Raw genomic sequence first — 12927 nt, 5'->3', positions numbered from 1 at the left:
CCTCAGTCGTTCAGCTTGACCGCGTGCTCGCGGGTTTCGTGGAACACGATGTCTGGCCAGCGTTCCTGAGTCAATGCGAAGTTGACGCGGTTGGGGGCCAGGTAGGACAGGTTGCCGCCGGCATCGGTGGCGATGTTCATCTGCAGCGCCTTGACGAATTCGTCCAGCTTCTTGCGGTCGTCGCAGCTGAACCAGCGCGCCGACCAGATGCTGGCCGATTCAAACATCGCGTCCACGCCGTATTCGGCCGCCAGACGGCTGGCCACCACTTCAAATTGCAGCACGCCCACAGCGCCCAGAATCAGGTCGCCGCCGTTGTGCGGCTTGAATACCTGTACCGCGCCTTCCTCGCCCAATTGCTGCAAGCCTTTTTGCAGCTGCTTGAGCTTCAGCGGGTTCTTGATGCGCACCGAGCGGAACATTTCCGGCGCGAAGAATGGAATGCCGGTGAAGGCCAGCTCTTCGCCTTCGGAAAAGCTGTCGCCGATCTGGATGTTGCCGTGGTTGGGGATGCCGATGATGTCGCCGGCAAACGCCTCTTCCACGATCTCGCGGTCGTGCGACATGAAGGTCACCACGCTGGAGGCGGCGATGTCGCGGTTCAGGCGCAGATGCTTCATCTTCATGCCGCGCTCGAACTGGCCGGAGCAGACGCGCAGGAAGGCGATGCGGTCGCGGTGCTTCGGGTCCATATTGGCCTGGATCTTGAATACGAAGCCGGAGAATTTGGCTTCCTTCGGGTCCACGCTGCGCAGGGTGGCGTCGCGCTCTTGCGGCGCCGGCGCCCAGTCGATCAGCGCGTTGAGGATTTCGCGCACGCCGAAGTTGTTGATCGCCGAGCCGAAGAACACCGGGGTGAGGGTGCCGGCGAGGAATTCCGCCAGATTCCACTCGTTGGACGCGCCCTTGACTAGCTCGATCTCCATGCGCAGCTGTTCCATTTCCAGCGGGAACAGTTCATCCAGGCGCGGGTTGTCTATGCCCTGGATCACTTCGATGTCGGATACCAGCTTTTCGGTGCCTGCTTCAAACAGGATCACCGCGTCGTTCAGCAGGCTGTATACGCCGCGGAAGGTCTTGCCCATGCCGATCGGCCAGGTGATGGGCGAGCAGCGGATCTTCAGCACGTCTTCCACTTCGTCCAGCAACTCCAGACTGTCGCGCACTTCGCGGTCGCACTTGTTCATGAAGGTGACGATGGGGGTATTGCGCAGGCGACAGACGTTAAGCAGCTTGATGGTCTGTTCTTCCACGCCCTTGGCCGCGTCGATCACCATCAGCGCGCTGTCCACCGCGGTGAGCACGCGGTAGGTGTCTTCCGAGAAGTCCTGGTGGCCTGGAGTGTCCAGCAGATTGACCGTATGGTCGCGGTAGTCGAACTGCATCACCGACGAAGCGACGGAAATGCCGCGCTGCTTTTCGATTTCCATCCAGTCCGAGGTGGCGAACTTGCCGCCTTTCTTGCCCTTGACCGTACCGGCCATCTGGATGGCGCCGGAGAACAGCAGCAGTTTTTCCGTCAGCGTGGTTTTGCCGGCGTCGGGGTGGGAAATGATGGCGAAGGTGCGGCGGTGCGAGACTTCTTCGGCGATGCGGGAGAGTTCGGCGGACATGGGGCGCTTGCTTGAAATTCAATAAAGCCGGCTATTTTACCGGACTTGCGTGTGGGAGGACGGAAATTTTATGTTAATATTTGAGAACGATTATCAATTACAAAAATTTCCGTGATGCAACAAAGAAGCGCCGCAGTCCCCGTTTGTTCTTCCGCAGTCTTCCCATCCTGCCTAACCCTGATCGCCCTTAGCCTGGCCAGCCACGCCTCCCGGGCGGCGGAGTTGCCGTCGCTTGAAACCGTCAAGGTCAGCGCCGAAGCGCCGCTGTTGAAGCCCGCGGTCAGCAAGCTGGAAAAAGAGGAGATCGCCCGCCCCCAGGCCAAGTCGCTGGCCGAAGTGCTGGATGCGCTGCCTGGGGTGAATGCCGGTGGTTCGCCGCGTCCCGGCGGCCAGACCATCAATGTCTGGGGCTTTGGCGATGTCGAGCAGGTGCAGGTGTATCTTGACGGCGCCGGTCAGGGCTTTGACAAGTACCAGCAGGGCACGTCTTTTATCGATCCGGAGCTGCTGGGTTCGGTGGAGGTGATCAAGGGCGGCCATTCGCCGTTCTATGGCAATGGCGCCTTTGGCGGGGTTGTGAAGGCGGAAACCAAAACCGTCAATGAATTGCTGCTGTCGGGCAGGAAGGTCGGCGGTTTCGCCAAGCTTGGCTATCAGGACAATGGCCATCGCTTCAGTCAATCGCTGGCGGCTTATGCCGGCGGGGCGGAGCAGCCGGCCGACATTCTGGCCTATGTCACGCACAGCCGCGGCGGCGACGGCACGCAGCCGAACGGCACGCCCTACCGTTTTTCCGGCGGCGAGCAGCAAGGCGGCATGCTGAAGCTGGGCTGGCGGCCGGTCGAGGGGCATAGCCTGAAGCTGGGCTTCGTGCGCCAGGACGACGAGTTGCGCACGCCGTGGGCGGCCAAGCGCGGCGACATCCCCGCTCCCAGCTCCTATGACATCAATAAGTATGGCCTGGACCAGGCCTGGTTGATGAGGACGGTATGGCGCGAGCAGAAAGTGGAGTCGATGACCGCCGACTGGAATTACGTCAGCAGCAGCCTGCCCTGGCTGGATCTGCGGTTGAGCTACGCGCAGTCGCGCAGGTTTCAGCATGACACCCGTCCGGACAATGCCAATAGCTCGGCTTTTGATTCGCAGTTCGGCAAGGAAAGCTGGGTAACGCAGAATGACAAGCAATGGGATTTGCGCAATGTCGCCAATCTGGGGGAGGGCTGGGCCAGCCAACAGGTGACGGTCGGCGCCAGTTGGTCGCGCAAGGACCGCGACGCCGTGGCCTATATGCCGAGCAAGGCCAAGGACCCCAGTTACAACTACGGATGGATGAATCCGCGCTATTCGCCGCCGGGCAGCGAAACCATGCAATCCGCCTACTGGGTGCATGAGTGGAAGCCGTTGGATGGCCTCAGCCTGACGCCGTCGCTGCGTTACGACCATATCGAAGTGCGCGGCAGACAGAACCTGGCGCCCACTTACAACAATCCGGCTAAAGGGCATGATTACAGCGCGCTGGAGTTCTCCGGCTGGTCGCCGCGCCTGGCCGCCAGCTGGCGCTTCCTGCCGCAATGGACGCTGGATGCCGGCTATGCCCACACCTGGCGCGCGCCCAATGCCGACGAGGTCTATGACGTGCAGACGCTGGGCAGCACCACTGCCAGCAGCCGCCAGTTGCAGCCGGAAAAACTGCGGGCCTGGAGGCTGGGTCTGGCCTTTAATGGCGGCGATATGCTGGCGTCTGGCGATCGCCTGACCTCCAGCCTCGCCTGGTTCCGCCAGGACGTGCGCGACGCCATCGGCCAGCGCATCGGACCCAATCGCGGCGACGCGCCGGGCGCGCCTTTGCCCAGACTGATAGGGTTCTACCGCAATTTGCCGGGTTATGTGATCAGCGGCTTCGAGTTCGACAGCCGTTATCAGTGGCGCGGCCTGTTCGCCAGCCTTTCCTTGTCGTCTATCGTCGGCGAGCGCCGCCACAGCCTGCGCGACCCATGGGGCAAGGATGAACCGCTGGTGGATATTCCGCCGCGCAAGGCGGTGTTGACCGCCGGTTATATGTTTGCGCCGATTGGCCTGACGCTGGGCGCGCAAGGCAAGTTTGTGCGCGCGCAGGACCGGGTGCCGCAGAATGTCAATCCGGAAGCGCTGGGCTACGCCTATCCGGCGCAGCATGGTTATGCGCTGGCCGGATTGTTCGCGGTATGGCAGCCAACCACGGCCAGTCTGAAAGGGATGGAGTTCAGACTGTCGGTGGACAATCTGTTCAACCGCGACTACCAGCCCTATCTGACCGAAGGCGCCGAGGGCATGGGCCGGGCCATCCGCAGCAGCATGTCCTGGCGCTTCTGACGCTGCTCTCGGCCGGCTTGCCGGCCGCGAATATGGCGACGGCTTGGACATGGCGGGGTACAATGACGACATTCGGATAGTCAGCATTCAAGGAGCGCGTTCGTGTTTACCGGTATCGTCCAGGGCGTGGCCGAAGTGGTCGCCATCGAAGAAAAGCAGGATTTCCGCACCCATATCGTCCGCCTGCCCAAGGGCTTGCTGCCCGGCTTGCAGCTGGGCGCCTCGGTGGCCCACAACGGCTGTTGCCTGACCGTCACCCGGGTGGAAGACGATCTGGTGTCCTTCGACCTGATGCAAGAAACGCTGCGTGTCACCAATCTGGGCGAGCTGAAGGCGGGCGGAGTGGTCAATGTCGAGCGCGCCGCCCGCTTCGGGGATGACATCGGCGGCCACGCGATGTCCGGCCACATCATGGGGCTGGCCACCGTGACCGAAGTCATCGAATCCCCCAACAACCGCACTGTCTGGTTCGAACTGCCGGCCGGGCTGGAGAAGTACGTTTTCAGCAAGGGCTATATCGGCATAGACGGCATCAGCCTCACCATAGGCGCGGTTGAAAACCGCCGCTTCTGCGTCCATCTGATTCCGGAGACGCTGCTGCGCACCAATATCGCCGCCCGCCAGCCGGGCGCGCGCATCAATATCGAGATAGATCCGCAGACCCAGGCCATCGTCGACACCGTAGAGCGGGTGCTGGCGCAGCGCGGCCAGGCGGCGTGAGCCTGCAAGGCGCGCTCTTGCTGGCGTCCTGGAGCGGCGGCAAGGACAGCTGCCTCGCGCTGTGGCGCGCGGTTCAGACCGGAGGCCGGCCCCAGGCGCTGCTGACCATGCTGGATGAAGACGGCGCGCGGTCGCGCTCGCACGGCGTGCGGCCGGAAGTGCTGGCGCTGCAGGCGCGGGCGCTGGGCTTGCCGCAACGGCTGGGCCGCGCCAGCTGGGATGATTACCGGCGCGTGTTTGTAGAGCAACTGCGGCTGGCCGCGGCGGAAGGCGCGCAGGCGGCGGTATTCGGCGATATCGACCTGGACGCACACCGCGAGTGGGAAGAGCAGGTCTGCGCCGAAGCCGGATTGCGGGCCGTGCTCCCCTTGTGGCAGCAAAGCCGCGCCGGCCTGGTGCGGGAGTTTGTCGATGCCGGCTTCGTCGCCCGCATCGTGATGGTGAATGCCGCGCTGGTCGCCGACAAGTGGCTGGGCCGGGTGTTCGACCGAGGCTTGATAGACGAGATGCTGGCCGAAGGGATCGACCCCTGCGGCGAAGCCGGAGAATTTCATACCCTGGTGGTGGACGGGCCCCTGTTTGTTCACCCGCTGGCCTTGAGGGATGGCGCGGTCGCTCGCATCGGCGACTACCGCGCCCTGGATTTATTGCCCGCGTAAGACGGGCGGACTGCACAAAGGAAGAAGCATGGCTATTTCCCCGATTCAAGACATCATCGCCGACATCAAGGCCGGCAAGATGGTGGTGCTGATGGATGCCGAAGACCGCGAGAACGAGGGCGACCTGGTGATGGCGGCCGAGTTCGTCACGCCGGAGGCGATCAATTTCATGGCCAAGCACGGCCGCGGCCTGATCTGCCTCACCCTCACCGAAGAGCGTTGCCGCCAGCTGAATCTGCCGATGATGGCCGCCAACAACGGCACCAGCTTCGGCACCAATTTCACCGTGTCGATCGAGGCGGCCGAGGGCGTAACCACCGGCATTTCCGCCGCCGACCGCTCGCACACCATCCAGACCGCAGTGGCGCGGCTGGCCAAGGCCGGCGATCTGGTCCAGCCCGGCCACGTTTTTCCGCTGAAGGCGCAGAAGGGCGGCGTGTTGATCCGCGCCGGCCATACCGAGGCAGGCTGCGATCTGGCGATGCTGGCGGGGGTGGAGCCGGCCGGCGTGATCTGCGAGATCATGAACGACGACGGCAGCATGGCCCGCCTGCCGGAATTGATAGAATTCGCCAAGCAGCACGATCTGAAGATAGGCACCATCGCCGATCTGATCCAGCACCGCAGCCGCACCGAATCGCTGGTGGAGAAAGTGGGCGAGCGCGAGGTGGAGACGCCGTTCGGCAGTTTCGATCTGCATGTGTTCCGCGACATCACCACCTCGGCCACCCATCTGGCGCTGAGCAAGGGCAAGATCCGCGCCGACAGGGAAATCCTGGTGCGCGTGCATGAGCCGCTGTCGGTGATCGACATCCTGGCCCCCTTGTGCAGCCACCATACCTGGACCGTGCCCAACGCGCTGGAAACCATGGAGGAAACCGGCAGCGGGGTGATGATCATGCTGTACCGCGACGAAACCGGGCACGATCTGGCGCAGCGCGCGCTGGGCGAGGAGGCGCAGCGGCAGAAGTGGGACAGCAAAACTTTCGGCATAGGCGCGCAGATGCTGAAGGCGCTTGGCGTCGGCAAGATGAAGCTGATGTCCAGCCCGGTGAGCCTGCCGTCGATGGCAGGCTTCGAGCTGGAAGTCACCGGCTTCTGCCAGCCGGGACATTTTCACGTCGATATCGACTGAGGGCGGTGCGTGGCTTAATTCCGGCAGTTGCGCTACAATTGCCGGCTTTCCTTAGTGTTTTCGCCGCGAGGACTCCCCATGCTTGAAGCTATCCAGCGTATCGAACCCAATCTGTCCGGCCAGGGCCTGAAAATCGGCATCGTCATGGCGCGTTTCAACACGCCGGTCTGCCATGGCCTGCGCGACGCCTGTCTGGCCGAGCTGGCCCGCCTGGGCGTATCCGCCCAGGATGTGACGCTGGCCACCGTCCCTGGCGCGCTGGAAGTTCCGCTGGTGCTGCAAACCATGGCCCAGAGCGAGCGTTTCGACGCGCTGGTGGCGCTGGGCGCGGTGATCCGCGGCGAAACCTATCATTTCGAGCTGGTATCGAACGAATCCGGCGCTGGTGTCAGCCGCATCGGCCTGGACTTCGACATTCCGGTAGCCAATGCCATTCTCACCACCGAAAACGACGAGCAGGCGGAAGTCCGCATGCAGGAAAAAGGCGCCGACGCCGCTCGCGTGGCGGTGGAGATGGCCAATCTGCACAAGGCGCTGCGCGGCTGATTCGCCTCGCCGCCAGTCATCCGCGGGAAGCGGGCGCAAGCCGCCGCTTCCCTTGCTCTTTTGAGGAACCGCCAATCATGAAAACCGCCCGCCGCCGCGCCCGCGAATTTGCCGTACAAGGCATTTACGAATGGGAACTGAACCAGGACCGTCCGGCCTCGCTGATCGAAAAGCATCTGCGCGAGAACGAATACTTCGCCAAGGCTGACGAGGCCCTGTTCCGCAACATCCTGTACGGCGTACTGAAAGATGTTCCCATGCTGTCCGCCCAGATCGGCCGCTACTACGAGCGCGCCGACGACGAAGTCAGCCCGGTGGAGCGCGCCGTGCTGCTGATGGCCGCGCTGGAACTGACGCAAAGCCCGGAAACCCCATATCCGGTGATCATCAACGAAGCCATCGAAATTACCAAAACCTTTGGCGGCACCGATGGTCACAAGTTTGTCAACGGCGTGCTGGACAAGCTGGCCGCCGACGTCCGCGGCGACGAAGTGCTGGCGCAGAAGCAGCGCCGCAAACAGGATTGATCGTTCCCGCCGCCACCAGGCCGGCCGGAATTCACGACACCCGCCGCCGGCGGGTGTTTTTGCGTGAGGAATCATGAAGGAATTCGAGCTGATAGGCCGCTATTTCAAGCGGCCTGCGCCGTCGGCGCTGCTGGGCGTGGGCGACGACGCCGCCATCGTGCGGCCGACGCCGGGCTGCGATATGCACATGTCGGTGGACATGCTGGTCGAGGGGCGGCACTTTTTCGCCGACGTCGCGCCGCGCGCGCTGGGCCACAAGACGCTGGCGGTGAATCTGTCCGACCTGGCGGCGATGGGGGCGAGGGCGCGCTGGGCGTTGCTGTCCATCGCGCTGCCCCAGGCCGATGAGGCCTGGGTGGCCGAATTCGCCGCCGGCTTTCACGCGCTGGCCGCCGAACACGGCGTGGAGCTGATCGGCGGCGACACCACCTGCGGTCCGCTGACTTTGTCGGTGACGGTGCTGGGTGAGACGCCGGCCGGCCAGGCGCTGCGCCGCGACGCCGCAAGGGTCGGCGACGACGTTTGGGTGTCCGGCGAGCTGGGCCTGGGTGCCTTGGCGGTGCGCCGGCGGCTGGGGTGGTTGGAGGTGGACGACGCCGCCTTATTGCAGACGGCGCAGCGCAAGCTGGAATATCCCGAGCCGCGCCTGGCTCTGGGCAGCCTGCTGTTGCCCTTTGCCCATGCGGCGGCGGATGTGTCCGATGGCCTGATGGCTGATCTGGGACACATCCTGGCCGCCTCGGGCGTGGCCGGCGAAGTCTGGGCCGGCTCCCTGCCGTCCGATCCCAGGCTTGAGGCGCTTCGCCCGCGCTATCTGGATTGCCTGGCCGCCGGCGGCGACGACTACGAACTGGTGTTCACCGCGCCGGCGGACCTGCGCCAGCAAGTGGAGGCCGCCGCCGCGCAATGCGCTTGCCGCGTCAGCCGCATCGGCCGGATTGTCGCCGGCCAAGGCGGCAGGCTGCTGGATGCCGCTGGCGATACCATCCCCCTGAAGAAGGAAGGCTATGACCATTTCGGCTGAAACTCTGCAAAACACACCCAGTTGGCGCTTTCTGCTTAGCCATCCCGCCCATCTGCTGTCTTTTGGCTTCGGCAGCGGTCTGATGAGGAAGGCTCCCGGCACCTGGGGCACGCTGGTGGCCTACCCCTTGTTCTTCCCGCTGCTGGCTATGGGCGTGAGCGGCTGGTGGCTGCTGGCCTTGTGCCTGCCGCTGTTTATTCTCGGGGTGTACGTCTGTGGCATCACCGGCAGGGCGCTGGGCGTCCACGACTACGGCGGCATCGTCTGGGACGAGGTGGTGGGCATGCTGATGGTGCTGGCCTTCGCGCCGGCCAACTGGAAGGGCTGGCTGCTGGCTTTTGCGCTGTTCCGCGTGTTCGACATCGTCAAGCCCTGGCCCATCCGCTGGTTCGACCAGCGCGTCGGCGGCGGTTTCGGCGTGATGGTGGATGATGTCATCGCCGCGTTGTTCGCGCTGGTGGCGCAGGCGCTGATCTGGCGCTACTTGTAAACGGCGGGAATCTAATCTGCCGGCGAAGTATCAAAGCCGTTACAATTCGACAATAACAGCGGGCGGCGCGCGCGGGGCCTGGGTTTCCTAGCGCGCAGCCATGACTAAAACATGCCCAGCCTTGATGCGGGCAGCTTGAAATCGGGGTTTTGATTGTGTGGGTTGTAGTGTTTCTGTTGATGCCGCTGGCCGTGGTCGGTTGGCTGATGAAGAGCGGCCGGATATCGCTGCCGTTGTTGACGCAAAAGCTGGACAGCCTGCTGGGGGTGGAGGGCAGGTCCGAGCGTTACGAGCCGGATTATTTCGCCGAAAAGGTGGAGGAGCCTTCCGCATCCGAGGCCGCGCCTGCCGAACAAGCGGAGCCGCCTGCCATGGCGGCGAGCAAGCCGGTTTTCCAGGAAACCGCGCAGCCCGAAACCGCGCCGATCGTCCCCGAGATTCGCTTGCCGCGCCGTCTTGCGGCGCAGGTCCCGCCCATCCCGCCGGCGCCGCGGGAAACCATCATCCTGGCCAAACGTCCGGAACTGGCGAGGCGCGACGAGCCGGCCGAGCTGCCCAAGCTGGAATTGTCGCGCGAATACCGCAAGAAAACGCGCCAGCCGCCGTCGCGGGCGGAGGGCGAGGACTTGCCAGTGATCGGCTTGTCGGAAATGCAAAGCAATCTGCAGAAGGACTTTCGCCGCCGCCAGCGCGTGCGCGGTGTAGAGTTGCCTGCCGGCGGCGACGGCGATCTGCCGGTGATCGGCAGCCATGAGGTGCGGGCAAAAGTCGCCAGTCTGCACGCCCACCGCCGTTCGGCGTCCGTCGCGCCGCCGCCGTTGCCCAGGGTGGAGCTGGCACCGATTGCCAGATCCAGTCCTATCATGGCCGGCAAGCCTGTCATGGAACCCCGGCCGGTGATCGCGTCCATGCGACTGGAGCAAGAGCCGCCGCCAAGACCGGCTGTTGTTCCCACCGCGCCTGCCGATGGCGCCGTCGCTCAAGAAGTGATTCGGTCGGCTGAATCCGCCGCGGCGGAAGGCGTCGAGCCGCCTGTGGCTTTGGAGCCGATCCCGGTTGCAGTGGCCACGGTTGAGTCGTTGCCCGCGATTGCGCCGCAGGCTGATCAGCCATGGCCGGCGATCGAGCATGCCGAGGCTGAGAACGCTCTTGAGGCGCAGGTTGACGTCGATCTGGAGTCCGAGCCGGCTGTGGGCGCCGAGCCCGAGGTCATGGCTGCGGCAGCCGAGGCGCAGCCGGAGCTGGCGTCTGAAACCGCCGCCGAGGCCGAGCCGCCACAAGCCGCGCGCACGCCTTGGCGCTGGCCGCAGACCCGCGAAGTGTTGGTGCAGCAGGAAAACGCCAAGCCCGCCATCGTGCAGCAGACTGTGTTGCAGAGCGAAGCGCCGGTTGCGCCGTCGCTGGCCGCCACCACCGACAAATTGGCCGCCAATCCCTTGCCCTGGGTGTTGATAGACGAGCCGGAGGACGAGCCGCCTCCGGTCTCCGCCTCGGAGACTATCCCTGCGGGAGAGGACATCCAGATGGAACGGCAGATCGCCGCGGTCCTGGCCACGCCGCTGCCGCCGGAACAGGCCAGGGCGGAACGTCCCAGTTACGACGATTCCATTCTGCCGGGCTTGGATCTGCTGCGTCCCGCCGACGCGTTCGAGGAGGTCTGCAGCCAGGACGAATTGCTTGAGCGTGGCATCGTCATCGAGGAGAAGCTGGGGGAATTCAAGGTCAAGGTCAGCGTGGTGGATGCCTACGCCGGCCCGGTGATCACCCGCTACGAGGTGGAGCCGGCGGTGGGCGTGCGCGGCAATCAGGTGGTCAACCTGATGAAGGATCTGTCTCGCGCGCTGGGCCTGGCATCGATCCGGGTGGTGGAAACCATACCCGGCAAGACCTGCATGGGCCTGGAGCTGCCCAATCCGCGCCGGCAGATGATACGGCTGTCGGAGATTCTCGCCGCCGAGGTGTTCCAGCAGCCTGAGTCGCGGCTGACGCTGGTGCTGGGCAAGGACATCACCGGCCAGCCGGTGACCATGGACCTGGCCAAGGCGCCGCACCTGCTGGTGGCCGGCACCACCGGCTCCGGCAAGTCGGTAGGCGTCAATGCGATGATCGTGTCGATGTTGTACAAGGCCACGCCAGACGAAGTGCGCTTCATCATGATCGACCCCAAGATGCTGGAGTTGTCGGTGTACAACGACATTCCTCACCTGCTGGCGCCGGTGGTGACCGATATGAAGCTGGCCGCCAACGCCCTCAACTGGTGCGTCGGCGAGATGGAGCGCCGCTACCGGCTGATGAGCGCGCTGGGTGTGCGCAATCTGGCCGGCTACAACCAGAAGGTGCGCGACGCGGCCGACAGCGGCCGGCGCCTGGTCAATCCGTTCAGCCTGACGCCGGAAACCCCGGAACCGCTGGACAATCTGCCCTTCATCGTGGTGGTGGTGGACGAGTTCGCCGACCTGATGATGGTGGCTGGCAAAAAGATAGAAGAGCTGATCGCCCGCCTGGCGCAGAAGGCCCGCGCCGCCGGCATCCATTTGATCCTGGCTACCCAGCGGCCGTCGGTGGACGTGATCACCGGATTGATCAAGGCCAACATCCCGACGCGCATCGCTTTCCAGGTGTCCAGCAAGATAGACAGCCGCACCATCCTGGACCAGATGGGCGCGGAAAGCCTGCTGGGCCAGGGCGATATGCTGTTTCTGCCGCCGGGCACCGGCTATCCGCAGCGGGTGCACGGTGCCTTTGTCACCGACGACGAAGTGCATGCGGTGGTGGAGCATCTGAAGCAATTTGGCGAGCCGGACTATGTGGAAGGCCTGCTGACGGGCGAAAGCGAGGCCGATGAGGAGTCTGCCGCAGCCAGCGCCAAGGCGCAGGCCGCGACCGAGAGCGACCCGCTGTACGACGAGGCGGTGGAGATCGTGCTGCGCACCCGCAAGCCGTCCATTTCCGGCGTGCAGCGCCATCTGCGGATTGGCTACAACCGCGCCGCGCGCCTGATCGAGGAAATGGAAGCCGCCGGCATAGTCAGCGCGATGGAAAGCAACGGCAACCGCACCGTGCTGGTGCCGCAGCGGGATTTTTAGATCTGGTCCACGCAATGAAAAAGCGCACCGTTTGGTGCGCTTTTTTCATGGCTCCAAGCTGATGGGGCTTAAGGCCACAGCTGGCAGTACTCGGTGTTGGCTTCGTAGTTGCCGCTGACCGAGCCGTCGCTGTTGACCTTCTTCACCCAGCCGTTGGGCTGTTTGCGGGTGGGCCTGGCGCCGCAGTTGGTGTGCACCCAATGGATGCCGAGGCCGCTGCTGTAAGGCTGGCCGCACAGCTGCAGGCGGTCTCCCGGCTGGATGCTGCTTAGCGGGTAGGGGACGTTTTCGCCGGCCGAGTCGTAACCGGAGGCGAAGACGTTGTCCATTGCTACGTCGTAGGTCTGGCCATCCTGATCCGATTGCAGGGAAACGTGGGTATGGGATAGTTCGACGCCGTTGAGCATCTGGCCGGAAGCGAAGTTGGGACCGCTCACCACGGTGCCGGTCAGGTAGCTGCCGGCGGCGGCGCGACAGTCGGACTTGCCGTCAGCCAGCGCGGAGAAGGACAGGCCAAGCAGGCAGGCGGCCATCAAGATGGATTTCATCGGTTTCACCCTTGCAGTTTTAGTTTAATGGTTTTAATGCAGGGGTCATTCTAGTTAATTGGAATATTTCCTATGTTTCGGTTTGAGGAATAGTTGTGTGTTTTGTTTGCTGGGCGTTAATAAGTATGAATTGACGGGACGGCGGGCAATAAAAAACGCACCCGAAGGCGCGTTTTTTGCGTGCTGCCAAGTGATCAGCGGCGGCGGGACGCCTCGCCGCTCCTGAT

The 12927-nt window shown here is 63.9% G+C and carries 11 protein-coding genes; 9 read left to right on the top strand and 2 right to left on the bottom strand.

Going from position 1 to position 12927, the window contains the following annotated elements; genetic code table 11:
* Window positions 1–2: 2 nt before the first annotated feature.
* Window positions 3–1613, bottom strand: a complete 1611-nt coding sequence (locus BI347_RS20300) for a peptide chain release factor 3 (protein ID WP_071113490.1) — start codon at window positions 1611–1613, stop codon at window positions 3–5.
* A gap of 114 nt (window positions 1614–1727) precedes the next feature.
* On the opposite strand from BI347_RS20300, the gene BI347_RS20295 reads away from it, so the two are divergent.
* From BI347_RS20295 to BI347_RS20255, 9 genes are all read left to right on the top strand, one after another.
* The gene (locus tag BI347_RS20295; RefSeq protein WP_071116899.1) at window positions 1728–3965 is read left to right on the top strand and encodes a TonB-dependent hemoglobin/transferrin/lactoferrin family receptor; all 2238 of its coding nucleotides are present in this window, start codon (window positions 1728–1730) and stop codon (window positions 3963–3965) included.
* 102 nt (window positions 3966–4067) lie between these two features.
* Window positions 4068–4685, top strand: coding sequence for a riboflavin synthase (locus BI347_RS20290; RefSeq protein ID WP_071113488.1), 618 nt, complete (start codon window positions 4068–4070; stop codon window positions 4683–4685).
* Window positions 4682–5344, top strand: coding sequence for a Dph6-related ATP pyrophosphatase (locus BI347_RS20285; RefSeq protein ID WP_083339078.1), 663 nt, complete (start codon window positions 4682–4684; stop codon window positions 5342–5344). The genes BI347_RS20290 and BI347_RS20285 overlap by 4 nt, the downstream gene beginning before the upstream one ends.
* Window positions 5345–5372: 28 nt before the next feature.
* Window positions 5373–6479 carry a bifunctional 3,4-dihydroxy-2-butanone-4-phosphate synthase/GTP cyclohydrolase II gene (ribBA, locus tag BI347_RS20280; protein ID WP_071113487.1) on the top strand — a complete coding sequence of 369 codons (1107 nt, stop codon included), beginning with the start codon at window positions 5373–5375 and terminating at the stop codon, window positions 6477–6479.
* A 78-nt stretch (window positions 6480–6557) separates the two neighbouring features.
* Window positions 6558–7025 (top strand): 6,7-dimethyl-8-ribityllumazine synthase, encoded by a 468-nt coding sequence (gene ribH, locus BI347_RS20275; RefSeq protein WP_071113486.1) that lies wholly within the window; start codon window positions 6558–6560, stop codon window positions 7023–7025.
* Between the two features lie 77 nt (window positions 7026–7102).
* Window positions 7103–7552 (top strand): transcription antitermination factor NusB, encoded by a 450-nt coding sequence (gene nusB, locus BI347_RS20270; protein ID WP_071113485.1) that lies wholly within the window; start codon window positions 7103–7105, stop codon window positions 7550–7552.
* 73 nt (window positions 7553–7625) lie between these two features.
* Window positions 7626–8576 (top strand): thiamine-phosphate kinase, encoded by a 951-nt coding sequence (gene thiL / locus BI347_RS20265; RefSeq protein ID WP_071113484.1) that lies wholly within the window; start codon window positions 7626–7628, stop codon window positions 8574–8576.
* On the top strand, window positions 8560–9066 hold the full coding sequence (locus BI347_RS20260; RefSeq protein WP_071116898.1) for a phosphatidylglycerophosphatase A family protein: 507 nt from the start codon (window positions 8560–8562) through the stop codon (window positions 9064–9066). Before thiL ends, BI347_RS20260 begins: the two co-directional genes overlap by 17 nt.
* A 179-nt stretch (window positions 9067–9245) precedes the next feature.
* Window positions 9246–12152 carry a DNA translocase FtsK gene (locus BI347_RS20255; protein ID WP_083339083.1) on the top strand — a complete coding sequence of 969 codons (2907 nt, stop codon included), beginning with the start codon at window positions 9246–9248 and terminating at the stop codon, window positions 12150–12152.
* A gap of 68 nt (window positions 12153–12220) precedes the next feature.
* Here BI347_RS20255 and BI347_RS20250 read toward each other — a convergent pair whose 3' ends face one another.
* Window positions 12221–12700 (bottom strand): hypothetical protein, encoded by a 480-nt coding sequence (locus tag BI347_RS20250; RefSeq protein ID WP_101686165.1) that lies wholly within the window; start codon window positions 12698–12700, stop codon window positions 12221–12223.
* Window positions 12701–12927 lie beyond the last annotated feature (227 nt).

The sequence above is a fragment of the Chromobacterium sphagni genome (genome assembly GCF_001855575.1).
Classification (GTDB): domain Bacteria; phylum Pseudomonadota; class Gammaproteobacteria; order Burkholderiales; family Chromobacteriaceae; genus Chromobacterium; species Chromobacterium sphagni.
The sequence above is the reverse complement of the archived record's forward strand: the minus strand, read 5'-3'. Positions and strand labels throughout refer to the sequence as shown.

What these genes read in the sequence shown, in the direction of transcription:
- BI347_RS20300 (WP_071113490.1), bottom strand. Translation starts at nt 1,613, where the DNA reads ATGTCCGCCGAACTCTCCCGCATCGCCGAAGAAGTCTCGCACCGCCGC.
- BI347_RS20295 (WP_071116899.1), top strand. Translation starts at nt 1,728, where the DNA reads ATGCAACAAAGAAGCGCCGCAGTCCCCGTTTGTTCTTCCGCAGTCTTC.
- ribBA (WP_071113487.1), top strand. Translation starts at nt 5,373, where the DNA reads ATGGCTATTTCCCCGATTCAAGACATCATCGCCGACATCAAGGCCGGC.
- ribH (WP_071113486.1), top strand. Translation starts at nt 6,558, where the DNA reads ATGCTTGAAGCTATCCAGCGTATCGAACCCAATCTGTCCGGCCAGGGC.
- nusB (WP_071113485.1), top strand. Translation starts at nt 7,103, where the DNA reads ATGAAAACCGCCCGCCGCCGCGCCCGCGAATTTGCCGTACAAGGCATT.
- thiL (WP_071113484.1), top strand. Translation starts at nt 7,626, where the DNA reads ATGAAGGAATTCGAGCTGATAGGCCGCTATTTCAAGCGGCCTGCGCCG.
- BI347_RS20260 (WP_071116898.1), top strand. Translation starts at nt 8,560, where the DNA reads ATGACCATTTCGGCTGAAACTCTGCAAAACACACCCAGTTGGCGCTTT.
- BI347_RS20255 (WP_083339083.1), top strand. Translation starts at nt 9,246, where the DNA reads ATGCCGCTGGCCGTGGTCGGTTGGCTGATGAAGAGCGGCCGGATATCG.
- BI347_RS20250 (WP_101686165.1), bottom strand. Translation starts at nt 12,700, where the DNA reads ATGAAATCCATCTTGATGGCCGCCTGCCTGCTTGGCCTGTCCTTCTCC.